Genomic DNA, 21,064 nt, shown 5'->3' on the forward strand with positions numbered 1-21,064 from the left:
CTCACGCGGGCGTCTCTCGTCGCAGGTCATCCGGATCGGCGGTGTGGAAGTGCCGCTTGAACGCCACTTCGCCGGTCACCGGTTCCTGCAACTCGCGTGCATAGCGGTGCCCGGCGTAGATCGCATGCGCGATCAGGCCGGGCGCCTCGGCATCGCCAATGCAGCGCACGGAGCGGATGCCGGCACCGCCCCAGTCACCCTGACGTAGCAACAGCTGCTGGTATAGCGCGTCGTCGGGCAGGCGCGAGGTGATGGTGACAACGGCATCGCAGGGACGTTCGGTCCGCTGCTCGTCCCACTCATTTTCCAGCGTCAGCGTCGAACCGTCGAAGCCGGCGATGTTGTGCGACACGATGGCCTCGATGCCGAGCTTGGCCATGCGCTTGCGGATATGGCGGTAGTCGAGCGTGTTGACGCTCCATGGCGCGATGCTGTCTTCCGGCGTCACATAGGCGACCTCGCAGCCGCGTGCGCGCAGCAGCTCGGCCGCCACGCTGGCGTAGTAGAAGCCATCGTCGTCGAATACCGCGACGCGGCCTTCGGGCAGGCGATCGTTCATCAGGTCGTCAAACGTGTAGACACGCGGGTTGTCCGCCAGGCCGGGAATGCCCAGGCCGTTGCTGCGGCCGAAACCATCGCGCCTCCAGTGGCAACCGGTGGCCAACACCACATGCTCGGCGCCGAAATCGATCACGTCCTGCGCGGTGAGCGGCGAATCGAGATAGACGCTTACGTTGTTGAGCTTGCCGATCTGTCCTACGCGCCAGTCGCGCACGCGCGCCCATTCGGCCAGGCCGGGCAGGCGGGCTTCGCGGGTGACGCGGCCGCCCAGTTCCTTGCGCGATTCGGCCAGGCTCACATCGTGGCCGCGCTGGCCAAGCGCACGCGCTGCCTCCAAGCCCGCCGGTCCACCGCCGACCACCAGCACGCGGGTGGGCTGCGGAGCGGGACGAATGCGCTCGGGATGCCAGCCCTTGCGCCACTCCTCGCCCATGCTCGGATTCTGCGTGCAGCGGATCGGCGAGATGGTCATGTCGCCGGAAACGCAGATATTGCAGCCGATGCATTCGCGGATATCGTCGACGCGGCCTTCCTCGATCTTCCGGGGCAGATAAGGATCGGCGATGGACGGACGGGCCGCGCCAATCAGGTCGATCACGCCGCGCCGGATCTGCGACACCATCGTATCGGGCGAGGTGAAGCGGCCCACGCCGACCACCGGCTTGGTGGTGGTTTTCTTGACGAAGTCGATAAACGGTTCCTGCGCGCCCTCGGTGGCGAAGCGCGAAGGCACCGAGTCGTTGTACCAGGCCGCGAGATTGACGTCCCACAGGTCGGGCAACTCGGCCAGCATGCCGACGATGTCCTGTGCTTCGGCCAGTTCGACGCCGCCCGGTCCCAGCAATTCCTCGGTGGCGAAACGCAGCGCAACGGCGCAGGTATCGCCCACGGCATCGCGGGTGTCCTGCAGCACTTCGCGCAGCAGGCGCACGCGGTTTTCCAGCGAGCCGCCGTACTCGTCGCTGCGCTGGTTGCGGCGGCGCTGCAGGAAGTGCATCGGCAGCGACAAATCGTGCGCGGCGTAGACATAGATGATGTCCATGCCCGCGCGCTTGCCGCGCAAGGCGGCCTCGCGATGCCAGCGGCGGTATTCGCGGATATCGTGCAGGGTCATCGCGCGCGCTTGCGACGGATAGCCGTACTTCGACACCTGATGCGATGGACCCAGCAGCACTTCGCGCGAATAAAGATTGGATGCCGTCGGACCGTTGTGCGAAAGCTCGAGCGCGGCGAGTGCACCATGTGCATGCACCTTGTCGCACATCAGCGCGAGCGCGGGAATATCGTGGTCGTCCCACAGGCGCGCTTCCACATAAGGCGTGAGATCGCTGCTGGGATGGATCTCGCATTCCTCGGTGGACACCACCGCCCAGCCGCCCTCGGCCTTGATCTCGCGCATCGCAGCGTGCGCAAGCGGCATCGCGTGACCCATGCCGTTGCAATGCGGTACCTGGAAGAAGCGGTTCTTGGCGGTGACGGGACCGATCTTTACCGGCGTAAACAGGATGTCGTAACGCGGATCTCTCATCGAACTCAACTCTTGGCCGGTACGGTTGCGCTATGCGCCGATCTGCGACGCAGCCGCATGATGGCGTAGAGGGGTAGGCCCACGGCGATCAGGCCCATGGCAAGCAGGAACGGCTCACGACCGCTGCCCACAAAGGCGAACACCGCGTACACGGCACCACCCATGGCGACCAGCAACACCTTGCGACCCATGCCGAAGGTAGCGTTGCGACGCCACAACACAGCCAGCGATAGCGAGCAGCTGAGATAAAGCGGAAGGTTGGCCGCAGTGACCACGCGGGTGAGGAAGGTGAATGCCGCTACCAGCGACTGGCTGTAGCTCATCCAGGTCATCACCGAAGCGAGCAGACCGGTGACGATCAGCGCGATGGCGGGTGCACCACGACGATTCTGCCGCGCGAACACGGCCGGCAGCGAGCCGTTGTTGGCCATGGTGCGGGTGAGCTCGCCCATCAGCAAGGTCCAGCCATTGAGTGCGCCAAGCCCGCTCACCACGACGAACAATGCAAGCCATCGACCGGAGCCGGCCGCCGCGAAGCGATCCATCAGCAAGGCGAATGGCGCATCGGCACTGGCCAGCTCCTTCTGCTCGATCAACAGCAGCGGTACCGCCGAGACCACGATGTAGACGGCTGCGACAAGAATGGCGCCTACCATGGTGGCGCGCGGAATCGTGCGCCCCGGGTTGTTCACGCGTCCGGCCGGCACGCTGGCCGACTCGATGCCAAGCATCGCGTACAGGGCGATGGTCGAGGCCGCCAGGATGCCGCTGAAGGTGATCGGTGTGGTCGGCGGGTGGGCCACATAGCTTGCAGGCGAGGTGAGCAAGATCCATCCACCGAGCAGCGCGATGGCGACCATGGGCAACAGCTTCAGCACCGAGGTCACGATCTGGACGGCGCCTCCCGAGCGCACGCCGAACAGGTTGACGATCACGAACAGCCACAACAGGCACAGCGCGAACAGCACCGGCTGGATCACCGCCAGTTGCGGCATCACCACCGTGATGTAACCGACCACGCCCGTCGCAAGCGCCGCATTGGTCAGCCACAGCGAGACCCAGTACGCCCACAGCGCCATGTAGGCAGGCAGGTCGCCGAGCGTACAGCGAATGTACTCGTACGGTCCGTCGGCTCCCGGCAACGCCTTGGAGAGATGGGCGAACACGCGGGCCAGTATCAGGCAACCGACCAGTGTGACCAGCCAGCCGATCAATGCATTGAAACCGTAAGGAGCGAGCGACGAGGGCAGGATGAAGATGCCCATGCCGATCACGTTGCCGACCACCAGGGCGGTGCAGGTCCAGAAGCCGATCTTCTTGCCTTCGCTCACGTCGTCTGCACTCGTTGGGTTAGTCAAGGGAAACCGTCTCACCGGCTTTGATCACGCCTTGTACCTTGCGCAGGCATTCGACGTCCTGCAGCGGGTTGCACGCGACGGCAACCAGGTCGGCGGCCTTGCCGGGCGCAATCGAGCCGAGTTCCTTCTCCTTGCCCATCAGGCGCGCCGCATCGATGGTGGCCGAGCGGATCGCCTGCAGTGGTGTCATTCCATACTTCACCATGTACGCGAATTGGCGGGCGTTGTCACCGTGCGGATAAACGCCCGCGTCCGTGCCAAAAGCGATATGCACACCCGCTTTTACTGCTTTGCGGAAACCCTCGCGCTGGGCGTCGGTGGTTTCGATGTTCTTGCGCAGGGTCTGCTCGGACCAGCCCTCGCGGCGGCCCACGCTGTCGATGTAGTCGCCGTTGTAGATATCCGCCACCAGCCACGTGCCGTGCTGCACCATCAGCGCGATGCCCTCGTCGTCGATCAGCGAGCCGTGTTCGATGGAACGCACACCGGCGCGGGTAGCCCGCTTGATGCCTTCGGCGCCATGCGCGTGCGCGGCCACGAACTTGCCGCGCTTGGCCGCTTCCACCACGGCAACGTGGATCTCTTCTTCGGTGTACTCCGACATGCCCGGCTCGGTGTTGTCGGCCAGCACGGCGCCGGTGGCAATCACCTTGATGTGGTCGACGCCATGGTCGAGCAGGAAGTCGACATGCTTGCGTACGTCCTCCACGCCCTTGGATACGCCGACGCGGAACTCCGGTGGTACCACCGTGCCCGGCGGCAGCCCGGTGATCTCGCCGCCGCCGCCGGGGATGGTGATGTAGGCACCGGCGACGAACATGCGCGGGCCGGGTACGTAGCCGGCGTTGATGGCTTCACGCAGCGCGATGTCGGCAAAGCCACGGAATACGCCCACGTCGCGCACGGTGGTGAAGCCGGCGCGTAGCGTGTCGTGCGCGTTCTTGGCGCCGATGAAGGCGTCGCGCGCCGGGTTGCTCTTCAGCGGGGCACCGTAGTCGGCGGTTTCCATCTCGTCGGCTAGATGGGTGTGCATGTCCATCAGGCCAGGCACTACGGTATAGGCGGTCCAGTTCAAAACCCTGGCGCCGTTGCCGCTGCTGGCCGTCCACGGCTGCACGGACACCACGCGGCCTTCGACGATGGTGACCGCCTGGTCGCTCAGCAGCTTGCCGCTGTCCACGTCGAGCAGATGACCGGCGTGCACGACGGTGCGCTGCACGCTTTCTGCATCGGCAGTGGGAAGGGCACAGGCCATCGCGATGGCGCACAACAGGCTGGACAACTTCATCGTCATGCAGGTTCTCCAGCGCCTTGGGCATAGGCCGTGCGCAACAGGTTGTGGAAATGCCAGACGCCGCCTTCGCGCTTGGGACACAGGCGGCCGGGTTCGTAGTAACCGGAGGCGAGGCCTTTCTGCACGGCCTCGCAGATATCGATGTCTTCCTGCTGCACTTCGTCGCTGAAGGACTGGTCGGCGTCGATGCGCTTCTGCGCCGCCTCGTCCTGCGCGTAGTAATAGTCGAATTCCACGCGGCAGCGGCCCGGTCCCAGCGGCAGGATGCGGTTGGTCTGCAGGCGGCCCGGCATGATGTTCAACATCACGTTGGGATAGATGAAGTAGTAGAACGCCTGGCCGTCGCCGTAGATCTCGGCGCTATTGCGCAGGGGCGACGATTGCAGCGAGTGCCACGGGAACAACTCGGTGTCGTAGGCGCGATAGTCCAGCACTCTGGACAAGCCCGGATGCACATGGGGAAGGTGATAGCCCTCCAGGAAGTTGTCGATGTAGACCTTCCAGTTGCAGTCGATGTCGTAGCTGTCCCGTCGCAGATAGCGCATCGCGGACAGGTCGATGGGCGCGATGCGTTCGGCGATGCCGGCGTAGACCTCATCGAATGCAGGCACGCGTTCGTCCAGCGCCACGAACACCAGTCCTTGCCACTCATGCACGCGCAGTGGCGGCAGGCGGATGTCTTCCACCTTGAAGTCGCAGGCATCCTGCATCTCGGGTGCGCTGCGCAGCTGGCCTTCGAGCGTGTAGGTCCAGCCGTGGTATTTGCAGTGCAGTGAGCGCGCGCCCTTGCCGTTGCACAAGGCCAGCGGTCCGGCACGGTGCCGGCAGACGTTGGGGAAGGCGCGCAACACCCGGTCCTGGCCGCGCACGACAAGGACGGGCACGCCGCCGATGTGTTCGACCACATGATCGCCCGGTCCGGCCAGCTGTTCCTGATGCGCCACCAGCTGCCAGCTGCGTGCGAATACCGCACGCTTTTCCATCGTGAGCATCGGCTCGCCGAAGTAGTACTTCGGGTCGAGCGCGCGGGCGAGCGTGAGGTCGGTGATGTTCGTGTCAGCGTGCATGCGTGGCGGGTTTCCCGGGATAGACTGATCCAACAAACGGTCGAACTCTGGAGTCTCCATGCCCCGCTGTCGTCTTGCGTTTGCTCTGTGTGTCCTGTGCGGCGTCGCCTCGGCCGCCGAACCTCGCGCCAGGAATCTTGGTATTCCCTTCGATGGCACGCCCGGTCCGCTCAATGCGATCACCGACGTGGCCGGCGTGACCGTGGGCCAAGTGACCCTGATCGAAGACCTTCCGAACGGACACAAGGTGCGCACGGGCGTCACCGCGATTCTTCCCCGTGGCCACGACAGCTTCGACATTCCCACCTTCGGTGCATCGTTCGCGCTCAACGGCAACGGTGAGATGACCGGCACGGCGTGGCTGGAAGAGTCCGGCGAACTGGAAGGTCCGGTGATGCTGACCAATACGCACAGCGTGGGTGTGGTGCGCGATGCGGTGATCGCCGAGCGCGTGCGCGCGGGTGGCGCGGATGCCTCGGGCTACTGGTGGTCGTTGCCGGTGGTGGCCGAAACCTGGGATGGCGATCTCAACGACATCAACGGTTTCCACGTCCGTCCCGAGCACGCGGCGCAGGCGCTTCGCGATGCGAAGAGCGGACCGGTGGCCGAGGGCAATGTCGGTGGCGGCACCGGCATGATCTGCCATGAATTCAAGTGCGGCATCGGCACCGCCTCGCGGCGCGTGCATATCGGCGAGCGTGATTACACCGTGGGCGTGCTGGTGCAGGCCAACTACGGTTTGCGCGACAGCCTGCGCGTCGCGGGCGTGCCGGTGGGCAAGTATCTTCGCGACGACCGCGTGCGCAGCGCATCCAACCCTGCTGCGGCCGACACCGGCTCGATCATCATCGTGATGGCCACCGATGCCCCGCTGCTTCCGCAGCAGCTCAAGCGCATCGCCAAGCGGGCCGGCATGGGGCTGGCACGGATGGGCAGCTATGCCGGCAACGGTTCGGGCGACATCTTTGTTGCGTTCTCCACCGCCAATGCCCAGGCCTTGCACGACACGCCGCTGCAGCAGGCAAGCTTCATCGGCAACGACCATGTGGACCCGTTGTTCGAGGCTACGGCGCAGGCGGCCGAGGAAAGCATCGTCAATGCGATGATCGCCGCGCGCGACATGCAGGGCGATGGCGGGCACTACGCCAAGGCCATTTCGCATGCAGAGCTGATCGCGCTGCTCAAGCGCTTCGGGCGTTACGAACCACCGCATTGAGCCGGGCGTGCTCACGGAGTTGCACCGCCGGTTTTCAGATAGCGGTCGTACCAGGCCAGGTTGCGTTCCATCCGGTCGCGCAGATAGCTCGGCACGGTCAGGCCGTGATGCTGGCCGGGATACATCACCAGTTCGGTGGGAACGCCGAGTGAGCGCAGCGCCTGGTACATCTGCTCGGCGCCAATGCAGGGCACGTTGAAGTCGCGTTCGCCGCACTGGAACATCGTCGGCGTCTTGATCCGGTCGGCATGCAGGAACGGGTAACTGGCGCGGTCGTAGGCATCGCGGTTGGCCCAGGGCGTGCCGAGCTCGAGTTCGTACTCGCGTGCGTACTCGTCGTCGCCATACATGCCATACATGTTGCCGGAGCCTGCGCCGGCGATGGCGGCCTTGAAGCGGGTATCGCGGGCGATGATTTCGTCGGTGAGGATGGCGCCATAACTCCAGCCGCCGATGCCAAGGCGGGCGGGATCGGCGACGCCTAATGCCACTATGCGATCGACACCGGCGAGTACGTCCTGCGAGTCCTTGTTGCCCCAGTCGGCATAGATGGCCTTGGAAAAATCGAAACCCCGGCCCGAGCTGCCGCGCGGATTCACGGCGAGCACCACATAACCCCGTGCCGCGTAGACCTGCCAGTCCGGCATGAACTCATGGCTGAACTGGTACACCGGGCCACCGTGCACGCGCACGATGGTCGGGTAGCGACGACCGGGCACGTAGCCCACCGGCTTGGTCAGCAGCGCATCCAGCGGGGTGCCGTCGGCGCTTTGCAGATGCAGCGTTTCGGTGGTTGCCAGCTTCTTGCCAGCCAGCCACGCGTTCTGATCGTCCAGCAGGCGCAACTGGTTCGGTTCGACGGCGGAGAGGCGGGGAGGATGCGTGTTATCGCCGCCGAGCACGATCAGGTGGCCGTTGGGTGACACATCCAGGTCGCTGTCGAAGCGGTCACCGTGGGTCAGTTCGGTGATCTTGCCGCTTGGCAACTCGACGCGCGACAGGTGAGTGACCTCGGCCTGCTCGATCAAGACGTAGATGCTGCGTCCATCGGGTGCCCAGCGGGGCTTGGTGAAGCAGCGATCGATCGGTGCCGGCAGCGTGGCCTTGCCGGTAGCGACGTCGATGATCGCCAGCTGCCACGGCGCGTAATAGATCCACTTGTCCTCGCCGCTTTGCAGATAGGCGATACGCGTGCTGTCCGGACTCCATGCCGGGCGTGTTCCCCAATACGGATCGAGGTCGGAACCGGGGAACGTGGTGAGCTGCCGTTCCTTGGCGCCGGCACGCGGGGCAATCACGTAGATGTCGTAGTTGAGGTGACGGTCGGGATCGGCGCCGCGCTTGGTGACATAGGCAATCAGCTTGCCGTCGGGCGACCAGGCCGGCAGCTGTTCGTCGTGCTTGCCCGAGGTGATCTGGGTAGCGGCGCCACTGCCGATGTCCACGAGGTACAGATGCTTGTGCCGGTTGCCCAGCCAGCCGGTGTCGTCGTCCTTGAACTGGAAACGGTCGGTGACGATAGGCAGCGGATGCTTCGGTTTCTTGGTGCCCACCGGATACTCGGGATCGAACGCGATCGCCGCGAGCTGCTTGCCATCGGGCGAGAGCACGAAGTCTTCGACGCCGCTTGGCAGATTGGTGACGCGGCGCGCTTCGCCACCATCGGCGGGCATCACCCAGACCTGGGTCTTGGTGTCGTCGTCGCTCGCTTCGCCATCGAGCTTGCGGTCTGCAAGGAAGGCGATGAACTTGCCGTCGCCGGACCACTGCGGGTGACTCTCGCTGCTGTCCGGCGTATGCGTGAGCTGCACGCGGCCGCTGCCGTCGTAACGCACTCGCCACAGGTCCGACTGCGGCTCGTCGCGCTCCAGGTTGGCCGTGCTCACGGTATAGACGACAGAGCTGCCGTCGGGTGACAACACCGGTTCGCCGATATCGGCCACGCGGTTGATGTCGGCGGGGTTGAAGCGCGTGTCGTCGGCGTGGGCCGCGTTGGGGCTGCAGTACAACGCCACCAGCAGCAGGGCTGGGCACAGGATTGGCTTCATCGGGTGCCTCGTGTCGAGTCGGTGGACGTCGGGTCGGCGGCGAGGGCACGGTACGCCTCGCGTGCCTGGTTGAGGTAATCGAGCGTCAAGCGCTTCTCCTCGGCGGTGTTGTAGTCGTCGCGTGCGGACGCCGCTTCGATGGTTCGTGTCAGCCAGTCGGCGAACCAGGCGGCATCGCTGCGCGCACTGGGCGCACGCACATGGTCGCCGAGCCAGACCGGGTTGGTGGTGGCGTAGGGATAGATATCCAGCACCTGCGGATCGCCGCCTTCGTTCCAGGCGCGCAACAGCAGCCAGCCGCCGTCGAGGTCGATATCGCCTTCGCCGTCGAACGTATGGCGATCTCCGCCGAGCGCGAAGGTCTTCATCACCTTGCCGTTGTGCACGAGTTCCAGGTGCTGCACCGCTACGGGCGAGCGCAGCGCCACGCGGTAGTGATGCTTGCCTGGGGCAACGGCATCGCCGGGCTTGGCATCGTCGAGCAACAGGCCCAGCAGCGGTCCGTTGCTGGCGAATCCGCGACCGGCCTTCAACGCGGCCATGGCGGCGGCTGCATCCCGTTTGCCGGCGGTATCGAGAAACACGCGGTTGAGGCCGACCGGTCCACGCAGCGAGGCGTAGTTGGCCATCGCGTCGGTGCCCGAGCCGGTAGGCAGGTGGAAACCAAGGTTGAGCAGGCGATACCAGACCTGGGCCGTCGCCTTGTGGTCGGAGAAGCCGATCACCTCGATGTAATCCACCTTGCCGTTGATCACGTCCGCCGGCAGCTCGTTGCTCAGCACGGCATCGTGCGCGGGATCGGGCAGGGTGTCGAACGGATGCACGTAGCCGACCAGGCCGCCCTGTGCGTGCGCAAGATCCGCGATCACGCCGTTGTGCGGATACGGACTCGCCATCGCCGTATGCCGATAGGCGGAAAAATCCGGCGTGATGAAATGATCGCCGAGGTTGAGCAGACCCAGGTGGCCCCAGAAGCTGGTGTGAAATTCCTGGCCGTGCAGCACCAGGCTGTGCGGAAGACTGGCCGGGTCGGCGTCGGTGCGAAACGAAGCGATATCGGGAATGCGTTCTTCCTTGTTGACCACCAGGTCGTAGGCGATATCGAGATCCTCGGCGCGTGCCTGTCGCGCAAGGTTGGCCGGCGTATTGCGGTAGTGACCACCGTAGTTCATGTGGATATGCAGGTCGGCGCTGATCCAGTTGCCGAACGCCGCAGGCAGCGGTTGCGGGACGAGAGTGGCGCGCACTGCCACGTCGCGGCCGGACGCGACATTCACCGTCTTGCGCCAGGGGGCATAAGCAAAACCATGTTGCACCCAGATGTTCACGGCACCGACGGGCACGTCCAATGCGCATGGCGGTGCACAGTGGAAGTAATGGGTTTCCGTGGGTTGCAGGGTTCGGTCAAAGCCGTCTTCGCCATGCATCCAGGCATCGTCCGGTGCATAGGCGCGGTCATCACGACCGAGCACGGCGACGCGTGCCGGCGTGCGTTCGCCGTGTTCGTCGACGATGTCGAGCACCAGGCGAGCGTGTGGTGTCTTGTACTGGCGATGGACGGGCGTGACCGTTGCCGTGGCGCCACCCAGTGCGGTGAGGACGCGAAGGACGGTGTTGCCTGCCTGGTTGTCGATGTAGACGATGCGTTTGCCATCGGACGACCAGCGCGCGTTGCGGCGGTCGAAATCGCCGAAGGTCAGCGGCAGCGGCGCGGCGCCCCTGGCGGTGGTCAGCCATAGTTGTTGCCACTGCCGACCGTGATAGCTGGTGTAGAGCAGGCGCTTGCCGTCCGGATTGAGCTCGGGCCGCGCGTTCCAACTCGTTTCTTCGCTGAGCAATTTGATGCGCTTGGCTGGATCGTCGACCGGCACCGACCACAGGTCGCCCGTGCCCCAGGCGATCTCCGGATTGCTGACGTAAAAGATCGTCTTGCCGTCCGGCGACCACGAAGGATTGATGGCGTGATCGAACGCCGAATAGTAGTAACGGTCCAGCACCGTCTTGCGCTCGCCGAGCAAAGGTCGTGCATGGTGCAGGCCCGATGCATCGATGTCGGCAATGAACAGGTTGAAGTGGCCTGTACCCTGCGTCGATACCCACGCGATCTGTGGCCCGTCAGGGGATAAACGCGGCTCGACGTTCACCGCGCGACCCGAAGTAAGCGCTTGCTCGCGCCCCGTCGTCAGATCGAGCCGCCACAACTCGATGGCGTTGCCGTCATAGCGCGTGAACACCACGCTATGGCCATCGCGTGCGACATCCGGCTGATTATCGTAGGCGCGTGAAGCGTGGGTCAGTTCCGTCGCGGTATCGCCATCGATACGCTGCTGCCACAGCGAGCCGCCCATGCTGTAGATCAGCGTGTCACCTTCGGGCGTGAAGCTGGCGAAGTCCGGCCCCGTGGTGAGTTGCGGCAGGTAGAGCTCGCGCCAGTAATAGTCGTGCGGCAGGTCGATCTGCTTGAGCACACTCTCGCGCGCCGCCTGAGCCGAGCCGGCGCAAGCGAGCAGGGCCAAGGCGAGGACCAGCCGGCGCCGCATCGCCTCAGCGTCCTGCCAGTGCCTGATCGAGACTGGCGCGCAGCAGGACCATGGCCTCGTCGATCTCGCCGGTGCTGACGCTGAGCGGCGGCATGAAACGCACCGTACTGGTACCGCAGGAGAGCAGCAGCAAGCCGTTGTGGAACGCGCGGGTGACCACGGCATCGCACAAGGCGCGGGCCGGCGTACGCTCGGCATCGGCTTCCACCAGTTCCATGCCGATCATCAAGCCCTTGCCGCGCAGCTCGCCGATGCAGGGATAGTCGCGTGTCAGCTCATGCAGGCGCGCCATGAAATGCGCGCCGGTGGCTGCGGCATTGTCGGCAAGACCTTCCGAAACGAGATCGAGCGTGGCGTTGGCCGCCGCGCAGGCGAGCGGATTGCCGCCATAGGTGTTGCCATGTGCGCCGCACTTCCACTGCGACATCAGCGATTTCTTCGCCACCACCGCACCGATCGGCAGGCCCGAGCCCAGGCCCTTGGCCAGCGTCATGATGTCCGGCACCACGCCGGTGTGTTCGCACGCGAACATCTTGCCGGTGCGGCCCACGCCCGACTGCACCTCGTCGAAGATCAGCAAGATGCCGTGCTCGTCGCAGAGCGCGCGCAAGCCGGCAAGAAAACCCTCTGGCGGCACGATATAACCGCCTTCGCCCTGGATGGGTTCGACCAAGAATGCCGCGACCTCGGAAGCGGGCACGCTGCGCTCGAACAGCATGCGGATGTAATCGAGCACGGCCTTGCCCTGGTCGGCGCCGGCGAACAGGGGACGATACGGGTTCGGGTAGGGCACGTGGGTCACGCCCGGCATGGTCGGCGCAAAGCCCAGCTGCTGCGTGTACTTGCTCGACGTGAACGAAAGCGAGCCCATGGTGCGACCGTGGAAGCCACCAAGAAAACCGATATAGCGCGGCCGCCGGGTCACGTAGCGTGCGAGCTTCAGTGCGCCTTCCACCGCTTCGGTGCCGGACTGGCAAAGAAAACTCATCGCCGCTTCGCCGCCCAGCGTCTGCATCGGCGCGACGCGCGCCAGGCGCTCACCCAGGCCGAGCATCTGCGCATGCCAGTAGTCGCTGGAAATATGCAGGAACTGATCCGCTGCCGCCTTCACCGCACCCACCACCCGAGGATGCGAATGGCCGGTGGCGCATACCGCGATACCCGCGGCGAAATCGAGGAAGCGGTTGCCATCGACGTCCCACACTTCGGTGCCACGGCCGTGCGACATCGCGAACGGGTAATCGCGTGGATACGAGGGCGAGATCACCTCGGCATCGCGGGCGATCATCGCGGTGGCCTTCGGGCCGGGCAGGGCGGTCTTGATATGGGCCGGATTGGGCACGGTCATGGTCACGGCAATCCTTCAGCGGGCAGCGGAATATGGACAGGGCGCGCATGCGCCTCGCGGGTACGCGCTTCGAGTGCGCGCAAGGTGTTGAGTTCGTGTGCGGTGGGCGCGGCAATGGTGTCGAGATGATCGGCGACCCTCAGCGGCCAGCCGATTGCCGCGCGCGCCTCATCGACGCTGGCATCGGCGTACAACGCCACCAGCTGCAGCTCCTGAGTCCCGGGATGCGGCGCGAGCATGCCGACATCGGTGATCACCGCACGCGGTCCGCCGCCCGATGCTCCGGCACGTGCCCGTGCGCCATGGCCATCGAGATAGCCGGCGCTGGTGCGAAAGTCGAGCTGCTCGACGAAGCTGCGGGGCGACGCCTTCGCCATCACGAACACCTGCTTCGCGTGATGCGCGATTTCAGGTGCGCCGCCGGCGCCGGGCAGGCGCGTGGTCGGTGCGTCATACGGGCCGATCACCGTGCTGTTGAGGTTGCCGAAGCGGTCGATCTGCGCGGCGCCGAGAAAACCCACGTCCACGCGTCCCGCCTGCAGGTAGTAGCTGAACACCTCCGGCAGCGAGATCACACAGGCGGCTGTCTCGGCCAGTTCGCCGTCGCCGATCGACAATGGCAGCACCTCCGGTCGCGTACCGATGGTGCCCGACTCGTAGATCAGCACGATCCCGGGCGCATGCGTGAGTCGCGCCAGATTGCAGGCCGCGCTCGGCAAGCCGATACCGACGAAGCAGACCGCTCGGTTCTCCAATAAACGCGATGCGGCGATGGTCATCCATTCGTCGCGGGTGCAATCACTCATGAAACCGCCTGCTGCAAACCGGCGAGAAAGGTACGGTGGTCGCGTGCGCCGATGACGTTCACGTCCATCCAGGCTCTGAAACTGTCTCGTTCGCGCGCAATCGCATCCCAGCGCTGATAGAACGCGTTGTCGCGCGTGTAATGACCCTGCGCATAGGACGGATACGCGCCGCCCGGGCAGTGCACGACGGCACTGACGATCCAGTGCGGCAGCACGATGGCGTTCATCGCCGGCGGCAGTTCGTCGACGATCTCCTCGACGGTGACGATCAGCGTTTGCGCCGCCAGTGCAGCTTCGCGTGCTGCGCCGATGATGCCTTCGATGGCGACATTGCCTTCGCGGTCCGCGCGCTGTGCGTGCAGGATCGTCACATCGGGGTTGATCGCGGGAACCGCGGCGAGCGGCTCGCCGGTGAATGGGCAGGTGATCTGGCGGATATTCGGGTTGCGCTCGGGCAGGTCGGTGCCGACGTAGCCGCGCAGCACACCGAATGGCAGCCGCGAGGCGCCAGCGCAGAACGCAGTCGCCATACCCGCATGGCTGTGTTCGTCCAGTTCGATCGGGTTGGGCCACTGGTGTTCCACCGCATCGCGCAGGCGATGCAGCGAACCCACGCCGGGATTGCCGCCCCAGGAAAAGGTGAGCTTGCGCGCGCACCCCATGCCGATCATCTGGTCGTAGACCAGGTCGGGCGTCATGCGGATCAGGTGCAGGTCGCGCCGATGCTGGCGGATGATCTCGTGGCCCGCCGCAAACGGAATCAGGTGGGTGAAGCCCTCAAGCGCGAGGCTGGTCCCATCGGCGACGAAGTTCTCGATCGCATCGGCAAGCGAGAGATGCATGGCTCACTCCACCACGGTGCGCGACTGCTCGCGCAGGTATTGCGCGAGGTAGTAGAACGAGGCGATCGCCTTGCCGGTGGAACCCGACCCCTTCCAGCCGCCGAACGGCTGGTAGCCCGGCCACGCGCCGGTGGTGGCGCCTTGCGGACGGTTGGCATAGGTCACGCCCGCTTCGATATGGTCGTGGAACCACGCTACTTCGTCGTCGCTGCCGAAGAACCCCGCGGTAAGGCCCATCGGTGAATCGTTGGCCAGGCGCATCGCTTCATCGCGATCCTGGTAGCGGTGCAGCATCAGGATCGGCACGAACATCTCGTGCTGCCATAGCGGGTGCGACAGCGGTGCTTCGGCCAGTAAGGGTTCGACGTAGTAGCCGTTCGCCAGCGTCGGTTCGACTTCACCCAGTCGCGCGCCACCGCTGAGCAGGTGGGCACCGCCCGTGCGCAACGCTTCCGCGTATTGCCCGTAGCTCGCGTACGCCGTCGCATTGACGACCGGCCCGAGCCAGTGCTCGCGTCGACGCGGATCGCCCACGCGGATCGCAGCGATCTGCGCCTGCATGCGTTCAATCAGTGCATCGGCGACGCTCTCGTGGACATACAGCCGCGACAACGCCGAACACTTCTGGCCGCCCATGCCGTAGGCCGAGCGCACGATGCCGGCAGCGGCGCGGTCGAGGTCGGCATGTTCGGTCACGATGCACGGGTTCTTGCCGCCCATTTCCGCGATGCACGGGCGCGGATAGGTACCGCTGGTCATCTGCTGCATCAGCTGCCGGCCCACGGGCACCGAGCCGGTGAACGTGATGCCCGCGGTATGCGGGTGTCGTACCAACGCCTCGCCGACGTCGCGGCCCGCACCGGAAACATAGTTGAAGACACCGGGCGGCAATCCAGCATCGCGGATGCAGTCGGCCAGCAGGCGACCGGCCCACGGCGTATCGCCCGCGCCCTTGAGCACCACCGTATTGCCGGTCACCAGCGCGGCAGCGGTGGGGCCGCCCGCCAGGGCGAGCGGAAAATTGAACGGCGCAATCACCACCCACACGCCGTAAGGCCGCATCACGCTGGCATTGTGCGATGCCACGCCATCGATCGGATCATCGGGCAGCACGTTGGTGTAGCCGGCGTGACTTTCAAAATCGTCGGCGTAGTGATGGAAGAAATCGACCGTTTCCTGCGCTTCACCCAGTGCTTCCATGCGGTTCTTGCCCACTTCGAGGGTGAGCGCAGCGGCGATGTCATAGACGCGTTCTTCCATGAGATCGCCAACGCGACGGACGAGCCGTGCACGCTCAGCCACTGACGTCGCCCGCCACGCCGGATAGGCGGCACGTGCCGCCTCCATGGCCGCATGCGCATCGGTGGCGTCGGCGAGTGCAAAGGAACCGAGCCTCAGCGTGCGGTCGAACGGCGCATGGCGTTCCACGTATTGCGCGGCGTCGCAGTCCGCGCCATCGATGAACAGCGGATGGCGCGCACCGGCTTTCGCCTCGACGCGCTTCATGGCTTCCTCGAAGCGCTCGTGCATCGCCTCGGGCGGGTTGTACATGGTGGCGTAGGTGAGACGGAAGCTCATCGATGTTTCCTCAGAGGCCCGAAGGAAAGAAGTGCGCTAACAGTCGATCAAGGAGGGCCAAGGCATCGGCCAGGTCCTGCTCATCGATCACCAGCGGGGGCGCCAGCAAGATCAGGTTGCCGCGGCAGGCGAGCGACACGCCCTCGCTCATCGCCGCATTGACGAGTGCGTTGAGGGTGTCTGGAGTTTTCGGCCATGCCGATAACGGTTGGCGGGTGGCGCCGTCGGCGACCAGTTCGATCACCGCGAACAGGCCGTGACCACCGCGCACATCGCCGATCACGGCGTGACGCGATTGCATCGCCTGCAGCTCGTTGAACATGTGATGGCCGAGCGTGCGCGAGCGTTCGATCAGCTTCTCCTGCTCGTAGGCACGTAACGCGGCAAGGCCCGCTGCGCATGACAGTGGATGCCCGCAATAGGTCAGTCCGGTGTAGAGCATCTGATGCTCGAGGCGCGCCGCTATCTCTGCCGACAGCACCACCGCGCCCAGCGGCAGGTGCGCCCCGGTCAGGCCCTTGGCCAGCGTCATCAGGTCCGGCTTGCCGGCGTCGCCGTAGCGCTGCCAGGCAAACCATTCGCCGCAGCGGCCAAAGCCGCTCATCACTTCATCGGCGATCAGCGCCACCTGGCGCGTTTCGGTCGCTGCGCGCAGGCCGGGCCAGTAATTGTCGGGAGCGACGATGCCATTGGTGCCCGCGTTGGGCTCCATCATCACGGCGGCGACGTTGGCGGCGCCATGATGGTCGATCGCAGCGGCGACGGCTTCGACCGCACGCTCGCCGCAGATCGACGGATCGTGGCTGCCGAACGCGCCTTGATAGGCATACGGGGGCGGCACATGCACCACGCCGAAGGCAGCGGGATCGACCTGCGCCCGCGTGCGTGCGTCGCCGGACAGCGCCATGCACGCATAACTGGCGCCGTGATAGGAGCGGTCGCGCGTCACGATGCTGCCGTGCGGTTTGCCGCTCGCCTGGCGCGCGAACTTCACGGCGTTTTCGTTGGCATCCGCGCCGGCCAGGGTGAAGAACACGCGTCCGCCATTGAAGCCGGCCTTCTCAAGGATCGCCTCGGCCAGCTCCCCCCGCGGCTGCGCGCCCCAGGCCGAGGTGACGAAGCACAGCTGTTCGGCCTGGCGGCGGATCGCCTCGACGACGGCGGGATGTTGATGGCCGAGATTGCTGCACTCGGCCAGGCTGCTCATGTCGAGGATGCGTCGGCCATCGGCGAGTTGCAGGTGCGCGCAGCTGCCGCCGACCACGGTCGGCGCTTGCCATTGGGACTGCACGCACCAGCTGTGCAGGACGCTGTCGTGTTCGCTTGCCAAGCCTCTCCCCCCGGAGTCTGCTTGTTCGATTACCGAACATAAATTCGTATTGCGAACTCATTGGAATCCTTCTACGCTCGGCCTGTCAATGGACACTTGCGACCTATGGCACCGGAATCTTTCGAGGACAGTGCGGATTACGTGCAGTCGCTGGCACGCGGCCTGCAAGTGCTGCGCGCCTTCAGTCACGACATGGCCAGTCCCAGCCTTTCCCAGGTGGCCGAGCGCGCCGGCCTGTCGCGCGCGGTGGCGCGCCGCCTGCTGTTGACGCTGCAGCATCTTGGCTACGTGGGCAGTCGCGGGCGCAGCTTCTACCTGTTGCCGCGTGTGCTGGAGCTGGGCTACAGCTATCTCTCCTCGCTGGATCTGACCGAGCTGGCGCAGAACACGCTCGCCCTGTTGTCCGAACGGGTCGGTGAGTCCTGTTCGCTGGCGGTGCTCGACGGCAGCGATATCGTCTATGTGCTGCGTGTGCCGGTGCGACGCGTGATGAGCGTGGCTCTCGGCATCGGTGCGCGACTGCCGGCCTACGCGACCTCGTTGGGACGCGTGACCCTGGCGGACCTGCCGGAAGCCGAGCTGACGGCATGGCTGCGCGGGCAGAAATTCCGCGCGATCACCACGCACACGCTGCACACCACGACCGCGCTCAAGGCCGAGCTCAAGCGTGTGCGCGAACAGGGCTACTCGATCGTGGCGCGCGAGCTGGAACTGGGCTTGTGTTCGATCGCCGTGCCGATCCATGCCGCCGACGGTCGCGTGGTTGCCGCGCTCAACGTGGGCATGCCCTATGCCGACGATGCACCGGCGCGTGCCGTGAAGCTGATCCTGCCCGCCTTGCAGGACGCACAGCGCTCGATCGAATACGCGATCCAGCACGGCAGCTGGCAACCGCATATGGCGCTGACGAGAGCCTATGCATAGCGCCTTCGTGGTCGACGCCACGCGCACGCCGTTTGGTCGGCATGGCGGGGCGTTGTCCGGTGTGCGTACCGACGATCTGGCCGCGCGACCGATGGCAGCCTTGATGGCGCGTCACCCCGCGCTCGATTGGGCGGCGGTGGACGAAGTGATCCTCGGTTGCGCCAACCAGGCGGGCGAAGACAACCGCAACGTCGCACGCATGGCGTCGCTGTTGAGCGGACTGCCGGTAAGCGTGCCCGCCGTTACGGTGAACCGCCTGTGCGCGTCGGGTCTTGAGTCGATCGGTCAGGCCGCGCGGGCGATTGCCAGCGGCGAGGCCGAGTTGATCATCGCTGGTGGCGTGGAGAGCATGTCGCGCGCGCCCTACGTGATGGCCAAGGCGCACGGCGCGTTGGCGCGCGACCAGCAATTGGAAGACACCACGCTGGGCTGGCGCCTGATCAATCCGCGCATGCGGGAAAGCTACGGCGTCGATTCGATGACGCAGACGGCGGAGAACCTCGCGCGCGAACACGGCATCGGGCGCGCCGATCAGGACGCCTATGCGTGGCGCAGCCAGCAGCGGGCCGAACAGGCGCGCCAGCAAGGCTGGTTCGCCGAAGAGATCAGCGGCATCGAGGTGCCGATGGGCAAGCAGACCGCTACCGTCGATGCCGACGAGCAACCGCGCCCCGCCACGACCCACGAACAATTGGCCGCGCTCAAGCCCTTGCTTGGCGCAGGCACGAGCATCACCGCCGGCAACGCTTCCGGCCTCAACGATGGTGCCGCCGCCGTGCTGCTGGCGTCCGAACAGGCCGTGCGCAAATACGGTCTCGAACCGCTGGCGCGCATCACCGGCATGGCGTCGGCCGGGGTGGCGCCTCGCGTGATGGGCATCGGCCCGGTGCCGGCGATTCACAAGCTGCTTGCGCGTACCGGTCTTGGCCTGGCGGACTTCGATCGCATCGAGATCAATGAAGCGTTCGCCGCGCAGGTGCTGGCGTGCGCGCGCGCGCTGGGTTTGCCTGACGACGCGGCACAGCTCAATGCGACTGGCGGCGCGATCGCGCTTGGCCATCCACTAGGCGCCAGCGGCGCGCGCCTGGCGATGACCGCCGCCTTTGCCTTGCGTAGACATGGCCAGCGGCGCGCCTTGATCAGTCTTTGTGTCGGTGTGGGCCAGGGTTTGGCTTTAGCCATGGAGCGAGCATGAATCGTGTTTTGACCAGCGCACTCCTTGCCGCACTGTGCCTACCAGCCGCGGCGGCACACGCGACCGATGCCGCCATCGGCGCGCAGAACGCGCTGGGCCGTGAGCTGCTCAATGAGCTGATCACCACCGACACCACCTCCGAACACGGCAGTACGACGGTGGCAGCTGAGCGGCTGGCCAAGCGATTTATCGCCGCGGGCTTTGCACCGGCAGACGTGCAAGTCGTGGGTGACGATCCCAAGCGGCGCAATCTGGTCGTGCGCCTGCATGGTCGTGGCGAGCGCGAGCCGATCCTGCTGCTCGCCCATCTCGACGTGGTCGAGGCGCGGCGCGAGGACTGGCATGTCGATCCCTTCGTACTGACCGAGCGCGACGGCTACTTCTATGGCCGCGGCACCATGGACATCAAGGGCGGCGGCGCCGGTCTGGTCGATGCGCTGCTGCGCCTGCATCGCGAAGGCTTCAAGCCGAAGGGTGACTACATCCTCGCGCTCACCGCTGGCGAAGAAGACGGCATCTCCAACGGCGTGCAATGGCTGCTGGCGCACCGGCCTGAGCTGATCCGTTCGGCGTACTCGATCAACGTGGACGGTGGCGGCCCGGAAATACGCAACGGCAAGCCGGCCGTGCTGTCGGTGGAAACGGCCGAAAAGGTGTTCCTCAGCTATACGCTCACCGTGCACAATCCCGGCGGACACAGCTCGCTGCCTACGCCGGACAATGCGATCTATCGGCTGGCCAAGGGGCTGGATCGTTTGTCCTCGCTGCAGTTTCCACTGCGCAGCAACTCGGCCACGCGCGGCTACTACGCCGAACTCGCGACCTTCGATACGGACAAGAACGCGGCCGACATGCGGGCCGTGGGCAAGGACCCCTCCGATCCGGCCGCCCTGAAACGGCTGGCGGCATCGTCCACCTACAACAACGCCCAGCTTCGCAGCACCTGCGTGCCCACCTTGCTGCAAGGTGGCCATGCCGAGAACGCGCTGCCGCAGATGGCACGCGCCACCATCAACTGCCGATTGCTGCCGGACGAGGATCCCAACCAGGTCGACCTCATGCTGAAGAACGCCGTAGCCGATGCCGGCATCGAGATCAGCCGCGTCGCACCACCGCAGCCCAGCCCGCCCAGTCCGGTGGACCCGGCGTTGTTTGCGCAGATTGCCAGCGCGGCGAAGTCGGTGTGGGGAGCAGTGCCGGTGTCGCCGATGATGTCGGCCGGTGCGTCCGACAGCGTCTTCCTGCGCGCGGCCGGCATGCCGTCGTATGTGTTCAACGGCTTGCCCTACGACGTGGACGATGACCGGTCGCACGGGCAGGACGAACGCATTCTGGTGAGTTCCTACTACCAGTCGCTGGAATTCAACTACCGGTTGCTCAAAGACCTATGAGTAGCAGCTGCCGCCCGATGCCAAGCCCCGTGCCGCAC

Annotated in this window: 15 protein-coding genes; 4 read left to right on the forward strand and 11 right to left on the reverse strand. The window is 65.5% G+C overall.

Annotated elements, in window-relative coordinates:
- Position 1: 1 nt before the first annotated feature.
- The 4 genes from ACN9MB_RS01420 to ACN9MB_RS01435 are packed head-to-tail and all read right to left on the reverse strand — an operon-like array spanning position 2 to position 5,808.
- Positions 2–2,089 (reverse strand): FAD-dependent oxidoreductase, encoded by a 2,088-nt coding sequence (locus ACN9MB_RS01420; RefSeq protein ID WP_426270516.1) that lies wholly within the window; start codon positions 2,087–2,089, stop codon positions 2–4.
- 5 nt (positions 2,090–2,094) lie between these two features.
- Complete coding sequence (locus tag ACN9MB_RS01425; RefSeq protein ID WP_426270517.1) at positions 2,095–3,420, reverse strand: amino acid permease; 1,326 nt, start codon at positions 3,418–3,420, stop codon at positions 2,095–2,097.
- Between the two features lie 19 nt (positions 3,421–3,439).
- The gene (locus ACN9MB_RS01430) at positions 3,440–4,741 is read right to left on the reverse strand and encodes an amidohydrolase family protein (protein ID WP_426270518.1); all 1,302 of its coding nucleotides are present in this window, start codon (positions 4,739–4,741) and stop codon (positions 3,440–3,442) included.
- Positions 4,738–5,808: an aromatic ring-hydroxylating oxygenase subunit alpha gene (locus ACN9MB_RS01435; protein WP_426270519.1), complete on the reverse strand. Its 1,071-nt coding sequence runs from the start codon at positions 5,806–5,808 to the stop codon at positions 4,738–4,740. Before ACN9MB_RS01435 ends, ACN9MB_RS01430 begins: the two co-directional genes overlap by 4 nt.
- A 58-nt stretch (positions 5,809–5,866) precedes the next feature.
- Between ACN9MB_RS01435 and ACN9MB_RS01440 the strand changes: the two genes are divergently transcribed.
- Positions 5,867–7,024, forward strand: a complete 1,158-nt coding sequence (locus tag ACN9MB_RS01440; RefSeq protein ID WP_426270520.1) for a P1 family peptidase — start codon at positions 5,867–5,869, stop codon at positions 7,022–7,024.
- 11 nt (positions 7,025–7,035) lie between these two features.
- Here the strand turns inward: ACN9MB_RS01440 and ACN9MB_RS01445 are convergent, their stop codons facing one another.
- From ACN9MB_RS01445 to ACN9MB_RS01475, 7 genes are read right to left on the reverse strand one after another with little or no spacing between them, the layout of a single operon-like run.
- On the reverse strand, positions 7,036–9,072 hold the full coding sequence (locus ACN9MB_RS01445) for a prolyl oligopeptidase family serine peptidase (protein WP_426270521.1): 2,037 nt from the start codon (positions 9,070–9,072) through the stop codon (positions 7,036–7,038).
- A complete protein-coding gene (locus ACN9MB_RS01450; RefSeq protein WP_426270522.1) occupies positions 9,069–11,612 on the reverse strand; it encodes a CehA/McbA family metallohydrolase in 2,544 nt (847 codons plus the stop codon). Before ACN9MB_RS01450 ends, ACN9MB_RS01445 begins: the two co-directional genes overlap by 4 nt.
- A 4-nt stretch (positions 11,613–11,616) precedes the next feature.
- Positions 11,617–12,960 carry an acetyl ornithine aminotransferase family protein gene (locus ACN9MB_RS01455; RefSeq protein WP_426270523.1) on the reverse strand — a complete coding sequence of 448 codons (1,344 nt, stop codon included), beginning with the start codon at positions 12,958–12,960 and terminating at the stop codon, positions 11,617–11,619.
- A gap of 2 nt (positions 12,961–12,962) precedes the next feature.
- Positions 12,963–13,766 (reverse strand): CoA-transferase subunit beta, encoded by an 804-nt coding sequence (locus ACN9MB_RS01460; RefSeq protein WP_426270524.1) that lies wholly within the window; start codon positions 13,764–13,766, stop codon positions 12,963–12,965.
- Complete coding sequence (locus ACN9MB_RS01465; protein ID WP_426270525.1) at positions 13,763–14,608, reverse strand: CoA transferase subunit A; 846 nt, start codon at positions 14,606–14,608, stop codon at positions 13,763–13,765. The genes ACN9MB_RS01460 and ACN9MB_RS01465 overlap by 4 nt, the downstream gene beginning before the upstream one ends.
- Before the next feature lie 3 nt (positions 14,609–14,611).
- Positions 14,612–16,186: an aldehyde dehydrogenase family protein gene (locus tag ACN9MB_RS01470; protein WP_426270526.1), complete on the reverse strand. Its 1,575-nt coding sequence runs from the start codon at positions 16,184–16,186 to the stop codon at positions 14,612–14,614.
- Positions 16,187–16,196: 10 nt separating this feature from the next.
- Positions 16,197–17,516, reverse strand: coding sequence for an aspartate aminotransferase family protein (locus tag ACN9MB_RS01475; RefSeq protein WP_426270527.1), 1,320 nt, complete (start codon positions 17,514–17,516; stop codon positions 16,197–16,199).
- A gap of 105 nt (positions 17,517–17,621) precedes the next feature.
- On the opposite strand from ACN9MB_RS01475, the gene ACN9MB_RS01480 reads away from it, so the two are divergent.
- Genes ACN9MB_RS01480 through ACN9MB_RS01490 form a run of 3 tightly spaced genes read left to right on the forward strand, consistent with a single transcriptional unit; the run spans position 17,622 to position 21,026 of the window.
- Positions 17,622–18,440, forward strand: coding sequence for an IclR family transcriptional regulator domain-containing protein (locus ACN9MB_RS01480; RefSeq protein ID WP_204637473.1), 819 nt, complete (start codon positions 17,622–17,624; stop codon positions 18,438–18,440).
- Complete coding sequence (pcaF, locus tag ACN9MB_RS01485; protein ID WP_426270528.1) at positions 18,433–19,635, forward strand: 3-oxoadipyl-CoA thiolase; 1,203 nt, start codon at positions 18,433–18,435, stop codon at positions 19,633–19,635. Before ACN9MB_RS01480 ends, pcaF begins: the two co-directional genes overlap by 8 nt.
- Entirely contained in the window at positions 19,632–21,026 is a 1,395-nt protein-coding gene (locus ACN9MB_RS01490; RefSeq protein ID WP_426270529.1) for a M20/M25/M40 family metallo-hydrolase, read from the forward strand. Before pcaF ends, ACN9MB_RS01490 begins: the two co-directional genes overlap by 4 nt.
- Positions 21,027–21,064: the final 38 nt, after the last annotated feature.

Source organism: Dyella kyungheensis (genome assembly GCF_049913195.1).
GTDB lineage: Bacteria > Pseudomonadota > Gammaproteobacteria > Xanthomonadales > Rhodanobacteraceae > Dyella > Dyella kyungheensis.

Coding starts and splice junctions, on each gene's coding strand:
- ACN9MB_RS01470 (WP_426270526.1), bottom strand. CDS start 16,186: ATGAGCTTCCGTCTCACCTACGCCACCATGTACAACCCGCCCGAGGCG.
- ACN9MB_RS01450 (WP_426270522.1), bottom strand. CDS start 11,612: ATGCGGCGCCGGCTGGTCCTCGCCTTGGCCCTGCTCGCTTGCGCCGGC.
- ACN9MB_RS01465 (WP_426270525.1), bottom strand. CDS start 14,608: ATGCATCTCTCGCTTGCCGATGCGATCGAGAACTTCGTCGCCGATGGG.
- ACN9MB_RS01435 (WP_426270519.1), bottom strand. CDS start 5,808: ATGCACGCTGACACGAACATCACCGACCTCACGCTCGCCCGCGCGCTC.
- ACN9MB_RS01460 (WP_426270524.1), bottom strand. CDS start 13,766: ATGAGTGATTGCACCCGCGACGAATGGATGACCATCGCCGCATCGCGT.
- ACN9MB_RS01445 (WP_426270521.1), bottom strand. CDS start 9,072: ATGAAGCCAATCCTGTGCCCAGCCCTGCTGCTGGTGGCGTTGTACTGC.
- pcaF (WP_426270528.1), top strand. CDS start 18,433: ATGCATAGCGCCTTCGTGGTCGACGCCACGCGCACGCCGTTTGGTCGG.
- ACN9MB_RS01440 (WP_426270520.1), top strand. CDS start 5,867: ATGCCCCGCTGTCGTCTTGCGTTTGCTCTGTGTGTCCTGTGCGGCGTC.
- ACN9MB_RS01490 (WP_426270529.1), top strand. CDS start 19,632: ATGAATCGTGTTTTGACCAGCGCACTCCTTGCCGCACTGTGCCTACCA.
- ACN9MB_RS01430 (WP_426270518.1), bottom strand. CDS start 4,741: ATGACGATGAAGTTGTCCAGCCTGTTGTGCGCCATCGCGATGGCCTGT.
- ACN9MB_RS01420 (WP_426270516.1), bottom strand. CDS start 2,089: ATGAGAGATCCGCGTTACGACATCCTGTTTACGCCGGTAAAGATCGGT.
- ACN9MB_RS01480 (WP_204637473.1), top strand. CDS start 17,622: ATGGCACCGGAATCTTTCGAGGACAGTGCGGATTACGTGCAGTCGCTG.
- ACN9MB_RS01455 (WP_426270523.1), bottom strand. CDS start 12,960: ATGACCGTGCCCAATCCGGCCCATATCAAGACCGCCCTGCCCGGCCCG.